General features: G+C 69.7%; 14 protein-coding genes and 1 tRNA gene. 11 read left to right on the forward strand and 4 right to left on the reverse strand.

The genetic code is table 11. From position 1 onward, the window contains the following. Positions 1-202 precede the first annotated feature (202 nt). A complete protein-coding gene (idi, locus tag OHV05_RS05395; RefSeq protein ID WP_405016590.1) occupies positions 203-814 on the forward strand; it encodes an isopentenyl-diphosphate Delta-isomerase in 612 nt (203 codons plus the stop codon). 85 nt (positions 815-899) lie between these two features. Here the strand turns inward: idi and OHV05_RS05400 are convergent, their stop codons facing one another. Then, entirely contained in the window at positions 900-1,418 is a 519-nt protein-coding gene (locus OHV05_RS05400) for an ATP-binding protein (RefSeq protein WP_405016591.1), read from the reverse strand. 419 nt (positions 1,419-1,837) lie between these two features. Between OHV05_RS05400 and OHV05_RS05405 the strand changes: the two genes are divergently transcribed. Beyond that, a tRNA-Leu gene (locus OHV05_RS05405) sits at positions 1,838-1,925 on the forward strand. A gap of 188 nt (positions 1,926-2,113) precedes the next feature. Here the strand turns inward: OHV05_RS05405 and OHV05_RS05410 are convergent. Next, positions 2,114-3,298 (reverse strand): protein-L-isoaspartate(D-aspartate) O-methyltransferase, encoded by a 1,185-nt coding sequence (locus tag OHV05_RS05410; RefSeq protein ID WP_405016592.1) that lies wholly within the window; start codon positions 3,296-3,298, stop codon positions 2,114-2,116. Positions 3,299-4,285: 987 nt separating this feature from the next. On the opposite strand from OHV05_RS05410, the gene OHV05_RS05415 reads away from it, so the two are divergent. From OHV05_RS05415 to OHV05_RS05425, 3 genes are all read left to right on the forward strand, one after another. After that, positions 4,286-5,131: a Scr1 family TA system antitoxin-like transcriptional regulator gene (locus OHV05_RS05415; protein ID WP_405016593.1), complete on the forward strand. Its 846-nt coding sequence runs from the start codon at positions 4,286-4,288 to the stop codon at positions 5,129-5,131. Further along, the gene (locus tag OHV05_RS05420; protein WP_405016594.1) at positions 5,118-5,324 is read left to right on the forward strand and encodes a DUF397 domain-containing protein; all 207 of its coding nucleotides are present in this window, start codon (positions 5,118-5,120) and stop codon (positions 5,322-5,324) included. Before OHV05_RS05415 ends, OHV05_RS05420 begins: the two co-directional genes overlap by 14 nt. A 1,040-nt stretch (positions 5,325-6,364) precedes the next feature. Beyond that, a complete protein-coding gene (locus tag OHV05_RS05425) occupies positions 6,365-6,775 on the forward strand; it encodes a hypothetical protein (RefSeq protein WP_405016595.1) in 411 nt (136 codons plus the stop codon). A 351-nt stretch (positions 6,776-7,126) separates the two neighbouring features. On the opposite strand, the gene OHV05_RS05430 is transcribed toward OHV05_RS05425, so the two are convergent. Both OHV05_RS05430 and OHV05_RS05435 read right to left on the reverse strand, forming a co-directional pair. Further along, positions 7,127-8,818 carry an amidohydrolase gene (locus OHV05_RS05430; RefSeq protein WP_405016596.1) on the reverse strand — a complete coding sequence of 564 codons (1,692 nt, stop codon included), beginning with the start codon at positions 8,816-8,818 and terminating at the stop codon, positions 7,127-7,129. Between the two features lie 16 nt (positions 8,819-8,834). Continuing rightward, positions 8,835-9,269, reverse strand: coding sequence for a RidA family protein (locus OHV05_RS05435; RefSeq protein WP_405016597.1), 435 nt, complete (start codon positions 9,267-9,269; stop codon positions 8,835-8,837). Between the two features lie 120 nt (positions 9,270-9,389). Between OHV05_RS05435 and OHV05_RS05440 the strand changes: the two genes are divergently transcribed. The 6 genes from OHV05_RS05440 to OHV05_RS05465 all read left to right on the forward strand — a co-directional run bounded on the left by OHV05_RS05440 (position 9,390) and on the right by OHV05_RS05465 (position 16,199). Then, a complete protein-coding gene (locus OHV05_RS05440; protein ID WP_405016598.1) occupies positions 9,390-10,205 on the forward strand; it encodes a fumarylacetoacetate hydrolase family protein in 816 nt (271 codons plus the stop codon). A gap of 100 nt (positions 10,206-10,305) precedes the next feature. After that, entirely contained in the window at positions 10,306-10,791 is a 486-nt protein-coding gene (locus OHV05_RS05445) for a cupin domain-containing protein (protein WP_405016599.1), read from the forward strand. Continuing rightward, on the forward strand, positions 10,791-11,732 hold the full coding sequence (locus OHV05_RS05450; protein WP_405016600.1) for an acyl-CoA thioesterase: 942 nt from the start codon (positions 10,791-10,793) through the stop codon (positions 11,730-11,732). The genes OHV05_RS05445 and OHV05_RS05450 overlap by 1 nt, the downstream gene beginning before the upstream one ends. Further along, positions 11,729-13,396 carry an AMP-binding protein gene (locus OHV05_RS05455; protein WP_405016601.1) on the forward strand — a complete coding sequence of 556 codons (1,668 nt, stop codon included), beginning with the start codon at positions 11,729-11,731 and terminating at the stop codon, positions 13,394-13,396. The genes OHV05_RS05450 and OHV05_RS05455 overlap by 4 nt, the downstream gene beginning before the upstream one ends. Continuing rightward, positions 13,393-15,762, forward strand: coding sequence for a bifunctional salicylyl-CoA 5-hydroxylase/oxidoreductase (locus OHV05_RS05460; protein ID WP_405016602.1), 2,370 nt, complete (start codon positions 13,393-13,395; stop codon positions 15,760-15,762). The genes OHV05_RS05455 and OHV05_RS05460 overlap by 4 nt, the downstream gene beginning before the upstream one ends. Beyond that, positions 15,759-16,199, forward strand: a complete 441-nt coding sequence (locus OHV05_RS05465; RefSeq protein ID WP_405016603.1) for an acyl-CoA thioesterase — start codon at positions 15,759-15,761, stop codon at positions 16,197-16,199. Before OHV05_RS05460 ends, OHV05_RS05465 begins: the two co-directional genes overlap by 4 nt. The last annotated feature ends 8 nt before the right edge of the window (positions 16,200-16,207 follow it).

A 16,207-nucleotide genomic window follows, 5' to 3' on the forward strand; every position in this document is an offset into this window, starting at 1 on the left:
AAAACGGCGGGAGCGGACCTCAACCGATCACATGTCGAACAGGCTGTCTGATCATCCGGCCCTTCCAGGTCCGCGTGTGCGTCGCGCCCATTCGGGTAGCAAGCCATACGGCAGACTGGCTTCCGGGCGCCCGCGCGGCGCCCCGGTGGGGCCGGCCCAGCCCTCGCCTTCTCCCCTGGTCCCCGTTTCCGAAAGAGGCCCCATGCCCGAGACCCGACCGACCGGTCAGACCCTGCTCGCCGAGGACGGCGGCGTCGCCTCGACTCCGGCGGCCGCCGGGGAGATCCTGCTGGAGCTCGTCGACGACGAGGGCGTGACCATCGGCACCGCCGAGAAGCTCTCCGCCCACCAGCAGCCGGGCCGGCTGCACCGGGCGTTCTCGGTCTTCCTGTTCGACCGCCAGGGCCGGATGCTGCTCCAGCGCCGCGCCCTGACGAAGTACCACTCCCCCGGGGTCTGGTCCAACACCTGCTGCGGCCACCCGTACCCCGACGAGCAGCCCTTCGTCGCCGCCGCCCGCCGTACCGCCGAGGAGCTGGGCGTCGCCCCTGCGCTGCTCTGCGAGGCCGGCACCGTCCGCTACGACCTGCCCGACGAGGCCAGTGGCCTGATCGAGCGCGAGTGGAACCACCTCTTCGTCGGCCTGGTCACCGGCGACCTGGCCCCCGACCCGGACGAGGTCGACGACACCGTCTTCGTCACGGCGGAGGAGCTCAAGGCCCTGGAGGCCGCGAAGCCGACCTCGGTCTGGTTCCGGACGGTCTTCGAGGCCGCCCTCCCCGGCATCCGCGAGATCGCCGGACGCGACTGGTAGTCACCCGCCCCGGGTGCTTCCCGGACTCGTCTCGGGACACTCCGGCCGGGCCTGCTCTCCCCCGCTCTTCCGCTCGTCCCGGGACCTAACGCCGGGGGCGCCAGTCGCCCCCGGCGCCCTCGTCCAGGCGCTGCCGGGGCACCGGCAGCGGCAGCGACGCCCAGATCACCTTGCCGCCCTCGCCGGTCCGCTCCACGTCGCACACCCCGCCGGCCTGCAGCGTCACGCTCTTCACCAGCAGCAGCCCCCGCCCGCCGAGCTGCCCGAGGTCGCTCTCCAACGCCTTCGGCCGGTACGGATGCCCGTCCTCCACCGAGACCCGGACCCAGCCCTCGTCGATCACCAGCTCGGTGGTCAGCTGCGGGGAGAGCACCGCGGCGTGCGTGACCGCGTTGCTGACCAGCTCGGAGACGATCAGCAGCAGGTCGTCGATCAGTTCCTGGTAGTCCTGACCCGCCATCCCCTGCTCCAGCAGCCGGTCCCGCACCGCATGCCGGGTCTGCGGGACGGAGGCCTCGTGCGCCACCGCCGAGAACCGCCAGATCCCCTGCCCCGGACCCGCACTCGACCCCCTGCTCGGCACCGCCGTCAGCCGTCTCGTCACTGGCTCGGCCGGTCCTCTGGTCTGCTCCACGTCAAGCCGCCCTTCGCACTGGACCACCGAGGCTAGGAGAACGAAAGTCAGCAGCGGCTCAGCGACTGCAACTTGACGCGTCGTGGCGTGTCCCGACCGTTCCCTGCCCGCTCCTGATCGATCCCGCACACCTTCAGGCCAACCCCCGACGGAACATTCACGACCGCGACGGCTCCTCCACACCCACCGGAGGCTCCGTCTCCACCTCTCCCTGCCTCCACCGCCCCACCCCTGTCCGTTCTGCACCGATCCGTCCCACTCCACCGCCCCACACCCCCACGGCCACCCCGGACCGGGAAGAAACGCAGGTGAGAAGCACTCCCACGGCCTGGTAGTGTTCTCTCTGTCGCCAAGGGGAACAGCACAAAAGCCCCCAAGGCACACACCCTGTCCGGGTGGCGGAATGGCAGACGCGCTAGCTTGAGGTGCTAGTGCCCTTTATCGGGCGTGGGGGTTCAAGTCCCCCCTCGGACACCAGCTAAGACCCCACTTCACGTGGGGTTTTTTGCTTTCCCAGCTGCGGCGTGACCAACAGCCGGAAGACAGCCCCATACGCCGCGCACCGCCGGCGGCCAGCTTCACGGCTCCGGCCTTACCGCGCCCCGTGAACCGAAGAAGGCCCCTGCCGGTGGCAAGGGTCTTCTTCGTTGGGTAGGTCCGATTGGTCAGACCGGTCCCAGACTTGGCACCGTGTTACCAGGTCGGTCCAGCCAGGCTGACTGCCCGTCAGCGGTGACGGTGAGCCCGAACCTTTCGAACCCGGGCCGACGGCTGCCCATCCACCATTCGTAGGCAGTGCTGAGCTGATCCCAGAGCCTCCGGGGACCGGACTGCACCACCTCGTAGTCCTCCTGGTCCGGCTCCCAGTCAACCGTGGCCCAGGACGTGACCGCCGTGTCGTGCACCCACAGCGTGTAGGACCCATCCTCGTAGCGCTCCACCAGCGGGAAAACCCCCGGCAGCTGGACACCGATGGCGAACATCGCCAGCCAGCCACTCACCGACTCGGGCGAGAGCGGGGTACGTGAACACTCACCTTCGGCAGGCCACGGCTGCCCACCGAGGTACTCAAGGCTTCCCGGCCGCTGCACCCGCTGCTGACGCAGCCGCATGAAAGCGGACGAACCAAGAAACGGCCCACTGGCCGTTCCGTCACCGTGGACCGTGAGGCGGACGATCGCCTCACCGCCGTACTCCGGCCCCCACGGGGCCACGATCACCCCACCCTCGGTGGACTGTTCCACCCACGCATACGGCAGATCACCAACGGAACAGGTAGCGATCACCCGGTCGTACGGAGCGAGCAGGTCGCTGCCCCTGGCCCCGTCACCGACCACGACCATCGGGTCGAATCCGGCCTCGTGCAGCCGCGCCACGGCAGCACTGGCGGTGTGCTCATCCACCTCGATGGTGACCACGTTGCCCGAGCCGACCCGGGCCGACATGAGGGCACTGCTCCATCCCGTACCCGTACCGATCTCCTGGACCCTGTGGCCCGGTTGAAGGGCGAGCGCATCGAGCATCGAAAACACCATCGTGGGCATCGAGTTGGACGACGTCGGCATGGTCCCGCGCTGGTCCCCGTCGTGTTCTCCGCCGTCCCACTGAGTAGTGAGCGGGATGTCCGAGTGAACCGCCCGCCACCAAGCATCCGAGTCGGTCATCCGGTTGACGGCCTCGCCCTGGCGGACCCCGTCGGCCACACCCGGCCAGATCGTATCGGGGAGGAACTTGTACCTCGGTGCGGCCTCGTAGGCCGGAAGCCAGTCCGAAGTCAGTGACCCGTTCTCCATGAGCGCGGCTGCCAACCGCGTCGGGCCGGCAGCCGCTTCTTCGTTCTCGGTGCTCATGGGCTACTTGCTACCGTCCGCCGGACCCTGGCCGTCCGAGGTGTTACCGCCCTCGGAGGACCCACCGCCACCGTGCTTGTTACCGGAGTTGCTGTCGTCCTGCCGGCTCCCGCCATTGCCGGAGCCGGAGCCCCCGCCGTGCTTACCGTCACCCATGGTCGTTTCCTTCCAATCGAGTTGGCTGCTCCGGTGAAGGGCACCGGAGCCTTCTTACCGCGTGGGCCCGATTACGGGCCACGGGAGTCTTTGGGTGCCCCGACCGGCGACCCAGCCAGACCCGGTCGGGGCTGGTCCGGCTGCTGATGAGGGTTCAATTTCAAACCAGCGGCCGGATTTCGTGAGGATCAGCCAGCCTGCAATTCGGCCGGCCACCGGGCCCCGGAAACCGCACGGTGCAGCGGACACTCGCAAGCGGGCCACAGGCTTGAGGCCGGGTAGCTGGAGCCGTCCGACTCCGCGCGGGACACCTCCACCCGGGTGCCGTCAGGCAGCACGCGGTAGACCACCAGTGTCAGCCTGGCCGTGCCACTGCCGTACGTCCCCAACGGAACCTCCCCTGATCTGAGTTGGATAGCCGAACAGCTCCCGGTCGTTGTGCCGGTACGGCTCAACCTCCTCGAACGACCGAACGAGTTCCCGGTACCCGGAGCCGGACCACAGCTCCAAGTTGCAGCCGTACAAGCCAACTTCGACCACCAGGAGCGGCGTACGAAATGGCGTGTGACCCCGAAGGTCCGCCACCAGGTCCCCCACCACCGGCCGCCGCGCCACGGTGTCGGTCTCGGGGACCGAACCCCGGAAAGCGATCGGAACAGCAGGTGCTATCAGCCGGGCGAGGGCAGCACTAGACATTGGTGGCCTCCGAGGGGATGGCTAGCCGGGTAGCGGGCGAACCAGGGTTGTTCGTTCTGGGTAACAGCATCGGCACCCACCGCTACGCTCGCCAGGGAAGTCGGTCCAACAGCATTGGTCAGAACCGGGGGCACCGTGCCGAGTCCGAGAGAACTCGATCCGTCCGAGTCGTTTGCGGCCTTCTTCGGCAACGAGGTCAGACAGTGGCGCACCAGGGCAAAGCTCTCCCAGGAGCGACTTGGGGATCTGATCGGTTACACAGGATCGCTTGTTGGACAGGTTGAGACCGGCAAGCGCAGAGCCACTCTGGAGTTCGCTCAGGAGGTGGACAGGCACCTTGAGGCCGACGGTCTGTTCGTGCGACTCTGGCCGCACCTCGGAGCGAGGCGGCAGTTCCCGGACTATTTCGAGTCCTACGCGAAGTTGGAGCCCATCGCGTCTGAGATCCGAGACTACGGCGGCCCGTTCATCCCAGGCTTGGGCCAGACAGACCGGTACGCTCGGCACCTGTTCCTGACTGCAAATCGGTTCACTTCAGATGAAGAGATCGAGGAGAAGGTCTCCGCTCGGATCGAGCGTCAGGCGATCCTCCTGGGTCCAACATGCCCCATGTTGTGGTGGCTTGTTGATGAGGATGCGCTACGAAGGCCGATGGGCGGACATGGCGTGATGGCTGAGCAACTTAGGCACCTGTCGAGCCTTATTCGATCAAGAACCGCCGTCGTGCAGGTGATTCCGGTCAAGCACGGCTCGCACTCTCTGCTCGGTGGGGCCATGGCTCTAATGTCCTTCCACGACAGCCGCCCTGACGTCCTGTACACCGAGGGGCCTCACTCTGGGTTGATGCAGGACGATCCGGACACCGTCAGGAAGCATGCTGTGTCCTACGATCTAGCGCGGGCGACTGCTCTCACCTCTGAGGCATCGCTGAGCCTCATTGAACAGGTAGCAGAGGAGCACGGGCACCATGATCGAGCTTGAGTCCGCCCAGTGGCAGAAGTCGTCTTACAGCAACGGTGACGGCGGGAACTGCATCGAGCCTGCTCTCAACCTTGCGGCCGAGCACGGCATCGTCCCTGTCCGCGACTCCAAGGACCCGGAGGGCCCGGTTCTGGTCTTCGAGGCGAGCCAATGGACTGCCTTCGCCAGCTTCGCCGCCACCTTCACGGTCTAACCAACCCTCGGACCACGGCTGCTATGGCGGCTGTGGTCCCGCCCTGGTAAACCCACCGATTGGCCGACGGGTCACGTGACCCACGCGTGACCCACAGCAGTCCGGAACGGCCAGAAATGGACAAGGCCAACAGGTAGGACGGACCGTCAACCCAATGGTGCGTCAGAAGCATTGCCGCAGGTCAGAGATCTAGAAGCGACGGCCAACCCACCGCTTGCACTGCTCTGATCCTCGAACAACGAATCACCCCGGCGCGTACCCTGCGAGCCGGGGCTTCTTCGTCGGGTGGATCCGGATTGCCACCCTGTCGTGGTTACTTCGCCTGGATCGGCCGTGCTCGCTCCGGCCGGCGTCCCGTGCCGTCGCACGCGTCGCATGCGTGCTTGAGCTCGTCATTGCTGTTGGCGATCTTCACAGACACGAACCCGGTCCCCTGGCAGGCATTGCAGTACATGGCGACTCCCAAGAGACCGTGACGCGGCCAGTTCCCCCGCAGGAGCTGCACTGGTACCGCATGCCGTTTTGAGTGGTGTACCCCTGCCCCCGCACGTGCTGCACGGGATGGTCCCCAGTTCCGCCGGACTCGGGGTTGGGGCCGCGATCGGGATCGGGGTCGGGGTCGGTCGGTCTAGCGCGTTCAATGATGCCATCAGTGGGCCCTCCCAGGACTTGACAGTGAGCTTGAGCGCACCTGCTCGGCGCTGCGTCACTGAACTTGTTCCCCGATCAGCAGGACGAGGCCCACGAGACCGAGCACGATGCAGTAGCAAGCCTCACGTCGGCGCCCGGAAATCCACCGGCCTTGGTCATCCATCAGAAGCCCTACTGACGTTTCCCATGATCTCGGACACCTTGCCCCTCCCCACCCGGGGAGGAGGCCGTCCCTGTTCTCTGCCCGGAACTCTCCGAGAAGTCGGTCAAGATGCACGTCTCCGACATCCTGACCAGGCTCGGCCCCAACCGGGGCGGCGTCCGTGATGCAAGGTTTCTGCAACCTCCCGAGAACAGCATGAAGGCTTGACTGTCCATGGAGGAGAACTGTGAAGACGAAGGCTCTGATCACCCTCGGTGCCGCCGCCCTGACCATCCTGGCGACGGCCGTCCCTGCCAACGCATCGGTAAGCAAGACCAACAGCAACGTGCGGATCATCATCAGCGGGAGCACCCAGTGTGACGGCTGGGTCGAAGCCTCCGACGATGGCGTCAACGCGATCGGAACCTTCTCCGGCGTGGACTACAGCGCCAGTTGTATCGGTTGGCTCGAGCGGAAGCGCTACAACGACAACGGCACGGTCATGTACAACTGGACCAAGATCACCGACTACTACTACCTCAACGGCATTCAGACCTCGCTGAGCGGCTGGCACTGGAACGGCACCAACGCAGGCACCCGGGTCTGTATGAAGTTCACCCCGACCGGCGAAACCGGCTGCTCAAACGGCATCTGGTAGCCCTCCCCCACGCCGGCCCGCGCTCACCTGGGCGCGGGCCGCTACGGCTACCGTTTGCCCTGGCTGCCCGCCCACTCGTCATCGCTGATGCGCGACACCTTCGCGTCGGGCAGCTCCAGGACCGGCAGAATCCAGATGTCCACCTGGAGATGGGTCCTCAGCTGGTGGTCGCGGTCCGCGCGGCCATGATCCAGCAACCACACAGTCAACTGTGCAACCTCCCACCGCTGTCGGCGGTCGAACGAGAACGTGACCAGTGTCTTCCCCGGGTCCGACTTTCGGCCTGGATGGACGGGACCACCGTTACCCCCGCCTGCAACGCCAGGGCAGCGAGGGCGGCCCAGGCGGCACTCAGTGGCGGTCAGGTCCGGCAGGACCCGTGGTGGCGGGGCCGTGGACGAGGGAGCCGCCGAGGAGGGTGTGGCTGGGCCGGAGGGTGGCGAGGGTGTGCTCGGGGGCGGTTGTCGGGTCGTCGAGCCAGATCGTGAGGTCGGCGAGGCGGCCGGGGGTGAGCTGCCCGCGCAGGTGGCTCTCGCCGGTCAGCCGGGCGGCGGCGGCGGTGTGCAGCTCGATCGCCTCCGCGCGGTCGATGGCGTGCTCCGGGCCGAGGACCCCGGCGACCGTTGACCGGGTGGTCAGACCGTGGAGCGAGTGTGCGGCACCGTAGGCGCCGACGGGGTAGTCCGATCCGGCCGAGACGTCGGCGCCCGCGTCCAGCCACTCGCGTGCGGGGAACAGCGCGGCCACCCGCTCCTCGCCCCAGTACTCGGACTGAATGGCTGCGGCGTCGTGGAGCAGCGGCTGCTGGATGGTCACCGGGATGCCCAACTGCACTGCCCGGCACCGCTGTTCCCGGTCCGCGAGGCCGCCGTGCTCCATGACCAGCGCGCCGTACGGGAGGCCGGGGACGCGGCCCTGCACGCGTTCGTACAGGTCGAGGAGGGTGCGGACGCCGCGGTCGCCGTACGCGTGGATGCCGACCCGCCAGCCGCGTCGCACCACCCGTTCCACCGCCGTTTCCAACTCGGGAATATCCCAGGCGAGTTGGCCGGTGTAGCCGGGGGTCGGGCAGTGCGCCGGGCAGTACGGGGCCTCCAGCGCGGCGGATTCGATCCCGCCGTCCAGCCAGAACTTGACGCCCCACACCCGGAGCCAGGGGTCGTCGGCGTACCGCCAGGGCTCCATCCGGTCGAGGAGATCCTCGACCTGCTGCACCGTGGTGAACCCGAGGGTGCCGATCAACACCCGGACCCGGCAGCCGAGTTGGCCGCTCGCGCGGAGCTGCTGGAGCGCGGCGAGGTCGGCCGGGGAGGAGTTGGTGTCGCGCACGGTGCCGATGCCGGTCGCCGCGTAGGCGTGCGAGGCCAGGCGCAGGCCGTCCAGCTTGGCCGCCGGGTCGGGTGCGGGAAGTTGCGGCCGGATCAGGGCCAGGCCGCCGCGCAGACGGCCGTCGGGTCGGCCGTCGACCGTGCGGCCGATGCTGCCGCCCACCGGGTCGGGGGTGTCGGCGTCGATCCCGCACAGGCGCAGCGCGTAGCCGTTGAGGACCTGGTTGTGCACCCCGCGCAGCACGAGCACCGGGTGCCGGTCGGTCGCCCGGTCCAGCTCGGCCGCCGTCGGGAACCGGCGTTCGGCGAGGTTGAGCTCCTGCCAGTGGCCGGCGGTCCGGATCCACTCACCCGGTGGCGTCCGGTCGGCCCGGGCGCGGATCAGGTCGAGGAGCTCGGGAATGGAACGGGCGCCGTCCACGGCCACGTCATGGGCGCTGTCGGCGGCCGCGATCAGGTGCGTGTGCGTGTCGTCGAAGGCCGGCAGCACGGTGGAGCCGGGCAGGTCGAGCAGTGTGGTGGCCGGTCCGGCGAGGTGGTCGAGCCCGTCCGGCTCCGCCGACACCGCGAACACCCGCTCGCCGCGCACCGCGAGCGCCCGCTGCGACCCCTGGCCGGGGACGAGGGTGTGGATGCGGCCCGCGCGCAGCAGCAGGTCCGCGAACGGCGGGGTGGACGACGGCACGGCGACCTCCAACGGCTTCGACCCGAACACGGTGACAGACGGTTGTTCAGGCCCCTGCGGGCCGGACCAAGCGCTCGTCCGGAATGACCGCGACACCAAGGATCTCGATCATGGCTTCGGGCTGCCACAGCCCCGTCGTGCCGAGGCCGGCCATCGCGGGGTAGACCGGGCCGGCCAGCTCGCGCCACACCTGCCCGATCTCCTTGCCGTGCGCCTGGTAGTCGGCGATGTCGGTCAGGAAGAGCGTCACGCTCACCAGGTCCTGCGGGAGGCCGCCGGCCTCGGCCAGCGTCGCGAGGACGTTTCCGAACGCCTGCCGGAACTGCTCGACGATGCCGCCCGGAACGATCCGCATGTCCCGGTCGAGGGCCGTCTGGCCGCCCAGGTGGAGCGTGTTGCCGCTGAGCGTCCCGTGCGAGTAGCCGCTGGGCGCGGGCAGGGACGCGGGGTTGACCGGAACCGGGGTCAGGTCGGTCGCCATGGAGAGCTCCTGCGGGACGGGAACTGGGTTCCGTCACCGTAACATCTATTGACAGTCTCGTGACGGTCGTAGAAATAATGAAATACAAGATGCCGGGCAGTACGAAGGAGAGGAACGGTCATGCGCCTCGCGACCGTCGCCCATGCGGCCGGTACCAGCGCCGCGGTGCTCGACGGGGACACCTGGCGAGCGCTGCCGGGCACCGACTTGTCGGAGTTCCTGGCAACGAACTCGCAGGTGCCGGCCGCCGCCCTCGCAGGTGAGCCGATCGGCGGCGCCGTTCCGGTACTTCCGCTGCCCGCGCCCCGCAAGGTGATCTGCTGCGGTCTGAACTACGCCGACCACATCCGGGAGACCGGGCGCGACCTGCCGACCCACCCCACGCTCTTCACCAAGTACGCCGACAGCCTCACCGGTCCCGACGCCGACGTCGTCCTGCCGCCGGGCCTGCAGGTCGACTGGGAGGCCGAGCTCGCCGTCGTGGTGGGCACCACCCTGCGCCGCGCCGACCGGTCGACCGCTCTCGCCGGGATCGCCGGCTACACCGTGGCGAACGACATCTCGGTGCGCGACTGGCAGTACCGGACGGCGGAGTGGTTCCAGGGGAAGGCCTGGGACGCCTCCACTCCGGTCGGTCCCGTGGTCGTGACGCCGGACGAGATCGACCCCACCGAGGGGGTGGAGGTGATCTGCCGGGTCAACGGCGAGCAGGTCCAGCGCGGCAACACCCGGACGCTGGTGTTCGACCCGGCCGACCTGCTCGCGTACATCTCGACCTTCACCGTGCTGCGCCCGGGCGACCTCGTACTGACCGGCACGCCCGGCGGCGTCGGGGTGGCCCGGGACCCCCAGCGCTTCCTCGCCGACGGCGATGTCGTCGAGACCGAGATCTCCGGCATCGGCAGGCTGCGCAACACCGTGCGGTTCACGAGCTGACACCGCACGAGCTGGCACCACACGAGCTGACACCGCACCAACTGACACCGCCCGAACTGACGCCTCTCCGCACCAACTCCCGCACTGGCAAGGAGCTTCGATGGACCCCCAGCCACGTGACCCCGTCCTTGAGGGCGACAACTCGATGTACGCCACGGCGAGCGGCCTGGTGGTGCCGGTCGTGACCCGGGCCGGTACGGAGCCCGGGGACACCGGGCAGTCCGACGGCGCCTCCCGGATCTCGGGGGTCAGCATCCAGCACACCCCGGCCACCAGGATCTGGTTCGGCAAGGTCCACAACGAGGGCGGCTACCGCTCGGTGCCGCATCACCACGGCGAGGCCGAGACCGGCGGCTACGTGCTCTCCGGCCGGGGCCGGATCTACTTCGGCCGGAACTTCGAGGACTACGTCGACATGGCGGAGGGGGACTGGGTCTTCGTCCCGCCGTTCATGCCCCACGTCGAGTGCAACCTCGACCGCGACAAGCCGCTCACCTGGATGACCACCCGCACTCCCGAGAACATCGTGGTCAACCTCCCCCAGGTCCCGGACGCGGACCTGCGCGACTGGCTGGAGCGGCCCTGATGACCGACACCACCTCCGAGGCGTTCACCGCCGCGGTCACCCTGCGCCCCGCGCAGGCGGAGCACTTCGACCTCGCGTTCACGGCGGTCACCCAGCCCTGCCCGTGGCCGAAGGCCTACGGCGGCGACCTCGTCGCCCAGGCCGCGGCGGCCGCCATGAGGTCCGTCGACGACGGCAAGACGCTGCACTCCATGCACTCCTACTTCATGCGCCCCGCCGAGATCGGCAAGGACGTGCGCTACGAGGTGGAGCTGCTGCGCGACGGCCGGGGCTACGCGACCCGGCAGGTGCGCGGCTACCAGAACGGCAAGCCGCTCTACGTCTGCCTGGCCAACTTCGCGGCCGGCGAGCCCGGCGCGAGCTACGACCGCGGCCTCCCGGGTGCCGCGGACCTGCCCCGCCCCGACGAACTGCCCAGCTCCGCCGAGTACCTCGCGGACCGGACCGGCGGGACGATGACGCCGGCCTCGAAGGACTACTGGTCCAGCGGGCGGAGCTTCGACATGCGACACGTGCCGGGCCCCGTCTACCTGACCGTCGAGGGCGGGCAGGTGCCCCACCAGGCGGTCTGGGTCAAGCCGTTCGACCCCCTCCGGCCGGTCGACGGGCTCACCGACGCGCAGCGGGACACGGCGGCCCTCGCGTACGTCTGCGACTACACGATCCTGGAGCCGGTGCTGCGGGTCCTGGGCCTGCACTGGGCGCAGGAGGGTCTGGTCACCGCCAGCCTCGACCACGCGATGTGGTTCCACCGCGCCCCGCGACCGGGTGCGGCGGACGGCTGGCTGCTCTACGCCCAGCAGGCCGACGCGGCCGACGCCGGCCGCGGCCTCGCCTCCGGCCGCTTCTTCGACGCCGACGGCACCCACCTGGCCACCGTCGTCCAGGAAGGGATGCTGCGCTCATCACAGACGGGTATGTCCGAGGCAGGCCGGGGATGAGCCTGCCGCCCTCGGGCCACACCGACGCCTTCGCCCGCGACCACCTGCCCCCGGCCGGGCAGTGGCCGGTGCTGGAGTTCACCACCGAGCTGCTCCAGTACCCGGAACGCCTCAACGCCGCGGTCGAGTTGATCGACCGTCCGGTGGCCGCCTTCGGCCCTGACCGGCCCGCGCTGCGTACTCCGGACGGCGAGGTCTGGAGCTACGGCGAGCTTCAGCGGCGGGCCGACCAGATCGCCCGGGTGCTCACCGAGGACCTCGGCCTGGTCCCCGGCAACCGGGTGCTGCTGCGCTCCCCCAACAACCCCTGGGCCGTCGCCGCGTGGCTGGGCGTACTGAAGGCCGGCGGCATCGCCGTCGCCACCATGGCGGCCCTGCGAGCACGCGAGCTGGCACCGATCGTGGCGAAGACCCGGCCGGCCGTGGCGCTGGTCGACCACCGCTTCCTCGACGAGGTGTTCACCGTACGGGACACGGTCGCGCCGGAGCTGGCCGTCGTGGCGCACGGCGGCGACGCGGCCGACGACCTGGGCAACCGGGCCGCGGGGAAGCCGGGGCGGTTCCCGGCGGTCGACACCGCCGCGGCCGACGTCGCCCTGTTCGGGCCGACCTCGGGCACCACCGGCGCCCCGAAGATCACCGTGCACTTCCACCGCGACATCCTGTCGATCGACAACACCTTCGGGAAGGGCGTGCTGCGGCTGCGCCCCGACGACCTGGTCGCCTGCACCGCGCCGCTCGCCTTCACCTTCGGCCTGGGCATGCTGGTCGTCTTCACCCTCCGGGCGGGCGCCTGCGCCCTCCTCACCGAGGCCGCCACACCGGTGGAGCTCGCCCGGCTGGTCGCCGACCACGGCGTGACCGTGCTGGCCACCGCACCGACCGCGTACCAACAGATCGTCAAGTCCGGCGCGGTACGGCAGCTCTCCGGCCTGCGGTCCGCGGTCAGCGCCGGGGAGCACATCCCCCGGGCGCTGTGGGAGAAGCTGCGCGACGAGCTCGGCATCAAGGTCATCGACGGGATCGGCGCCACCGAGATGCTGCACATCTTCATCTCGGCCACCGGCGACGACATCCGCCCGGGGGCGACCGGTCGGCCGGTCCCCGGCTACCGCGCCACCGTCCTCGGCCCGGACGGCGAGGAGGCCGCCCCCGGCGTCGCCGGACGGCTCGGTGTGATCGGCCCGGTCGGCTGCCGCTACCTCGACGACGAGCGGCAGGCGAACTACGTCGTGAACGGGTGGAACGTCACCGGCGACACCTTCCTGCGCGACGAGGACGACTACTTCTGGTTCCAGGCACGCAACGACGACATGATCGTGTCCTCCGGCTACAACATCGCCGGCCCCGAGGTCGAGGCCGCGGTCGTCACCCACCCGGACGTGGCCGAGACGGCGGTGGTCGCCGCGCCCGATCCCGAGCGCGGCGCGGTCGTCTGCGCGTTCGTCGTGCTCCGGCCCGGCGTGGTCGGCGACGCGGCGAAGGCCCGGGAGATCCAGGACCACGTCAAGCAGCAGATCGCCCCGTACAAGTACCCGCGCGACGTGCGCTTCACCGACGCACTGCCGCGCAATCCCAGCGGCAAGCTCCAGCACTTCAAGCTCCGCCAGATCGTGCAGGATCGCAGTGTGGCGAACCGCAGCGTGGAAGAGGACCGGGCATGAGGATCGCCATCGCCGGCGGCGGCCCGGGGGGCCTGTACTTCGCCGCCCTGATGAAGCAACTGGACCCGACGCACGAGGTCACCGTCTGGGAGCGCAACGCGCCGGACGACACCTTCGGCTTCGGCGTCGTCTTCTCCGACGAGACCTTGAGCGGAATCGGCAACGCCGACGAGGTCGTGCACGCCGCGATGGAGAGCCGGTTCGCCCGCTGGACCGACATCGACATCGAGTTCGACGGCCACCGGTTCACCGTGGGCGGTCAGGGCTTCGCGGCGATGGGCCGCCAGGAGCTGCTCCGGATCCTGCAGCAGCGGGCCGCCGATCTCGGCGTCACCGTCCACTACCGGACGCAGGTGCCCGACGTGGACGGGCTGCGGGTCTCCCACGACCTGGTGGTCGCCGCCGACGGACTCAACTCCACCGTCCGGACGAAGTACGCCGACGTCTTCGGGCCGTCACTGGACCGGCGGTGCAACAAGTACATCTGGCTCGGCACCGACCTGGTCTTCGAGGCGTTCCAGTTCTTCGTCAAGCAGACGGAGTGGGGCACCATGCAGATCCACGGCTACCCCTTCTCCGGCACCGGCTCGACCTTCATCGTCGAGATGCACGAGGACGTCTGGCGGCGGGCCGGCTTCGACCGGACCGGGGATCTCCCGCCGGGCGTCTCGGACGAGTACGCCGTCGCGAGGATCCGGGAGCTCTTCGCCGACGAGCTGAAGGGCCGTCAGGTCCTCACCAACAACTCGAAGTGGCTCAACTTCACGACGGTCCGGAACGAGCGGTGGCACGACGGCAACGTGGTGCTGCTCGGCGACGCGGCGCACACCGCGCACTTCTCGATCGGCTCGGGCACCAAGCTCGCCATGGAGGACGCGCTCGCGCTGGCGGCGTGCCTGCACGAACACCCGGCGGTGGCCGAAGCGCTGACGGCCTACCAGACCGAGCGCAAGCCGGTGGTCGAGTCGACCCAGCGGGCCGCGCAGGCGTCGCTGGAGTGGTTCGAGAACATCGGCATGTACGCGGGCCAGGCCCCGGCCCAGTTCGCGTTCAACCTGCTGACCCGGTCCCGTCGCATCACCTTCGACAACCTCAGGGAGCGGGACGCCGGGTTCGCCGCCCTGATGGAGAGTGAGTTCGCCCGGCACGAAGGGGCCGCCGAGGTGGCCCCGGCGATGTTCCAGCCGGTGCGGATCGGTCCGCTCCGGCTGGCGAACCGCGTCATCGTCTCCCCGATGGACATGTACTCCTCGGTGAACGGGGTCCCCGGTGACTTCCACCTGGTGCACCTCGGCTCCAAGGCGCTCGGCGGGGCGGGCCTGGTGATGAGCGAGATGGTCTGCGTCTCGCCCGAGGGCCGGATCACCCCGGGCTGCCCCGGGCTGTGGACCGACGAGCAGTGCGACGCCTGGCGCCGGGTCACCGACTTCGTGCACGACCGCACGACCGGCCGGATCGGCCTCCAGCTCGGCCACTCCGGTCGCAAGGGTTCGACCAGACTCATGTGGGAGGGCATCGACCAGCCGCTCGACGACGGCAACTGGGAGGTGATCGGTCCGTCCGCGATCCCCTACGGCGCCGACTGCCACGTCCCCCGGGAGGCCACCCGGGAGGACCTGGACAAGGTGGTCGCCGACTTCGCCGCGGCCGCCGGGCGCGGCGTGCGGGCCGGCTTCGACCTGGTCGAGGTGCACGCCGCCCACGGCTACCTCCTGTCGTCCTTCCTCTCCCCCGTCGCCAACCGGCGCACCGACGAGTACGGCGGGACCCTGGAGAACCGGCTGCGGTTCCCGCTGGAGGTCTTCGACGCCGTCCGCCGGGCCGTCCCGTCCGGGGTTCCGGTCACCGTCCGCATCTCGGCGACCGACTGGGTGCCGGACGGCAACACGGACGACGACGCCGTGGAGATCGCCCGGGCGTTCATCGAGCACGGCGCCGCCGCGATCGACGTCTCCTCGGGGCAGGTCACCCAGGACGAGAAACCGGCCTACGGCCGCTCCTACCAGACCCCGTTCGCCGACAAGATCCGCCACCGGGTGGCCGGGCCCGCCGGCGTCAAGGTGATCGCGGTCGGTGCCATCTCCTCGTACGACGACGTGAACTCCATCCTGCTCGCCGGACGGGCGGACCTGTGTGCCCTCGGCCGCACCCACCTCTACAACCCGCAGTGGACCCTGCAGGCCGCCGCCGAACAGGAGTACCGCGGCGCGGGCGCCCGGTGGCCGATCCAGTGGGAGGCGGGCCGCCGCAGGCCGCCGACCTCCCGCACCGACCGGATCCCGCCGCGACTGGAGCTGCTGCGCGAGGGGGCCGCCGGCCAGGTGCACCTGCGCTGGACGCCGGGGCCGGACCCGGTGTCCGGGTGACCGGCACCCGCGTCCAGGGCCCGGTCGGCGTCCACCGGACCCGGATCGAGTGGATCGACACCGACGCGGCGGGCATCTACCACAACAGCGCGATCGTACGGTTCGTGGAGGCCGCCGAGGCCAGGCTCATGGCCGAGCGGGGCCTGCCCGGATACTTCCCCGTGGCGCCCCGGGTCCACTACGAGGTGGACTTCGAGTCACCGCTCTTCTTCGGCCAGGACGTCAGCGCGGTCGTGGAACTGGTCCGCATCGGCGCGTCCTCGATGACCTTCGCCTTCGAGGTCTGGGGCGAGCGGTTCGAGGGACGGCAGCGCCGCCGGGCCGCGCACGGCCGCTACGTCACCGCGCACATCGACCGCGACCACCGCAGCGGTGCCGCGAGCGTGCCGTGGCCCCCGGAGTGGGTCACCGCACTGCGCGGCCCGGTGCGATCATGAACAACCCC

The sequence above is a fragment of the Kitasatospora sp. NBC_00070 genome (assembly GCF_045041205.1).
GTDB lineage: Bacteria > Actinomycetota > Actinomycetes > Streptomycetales > Streptomycetaceae > Kitasatospora.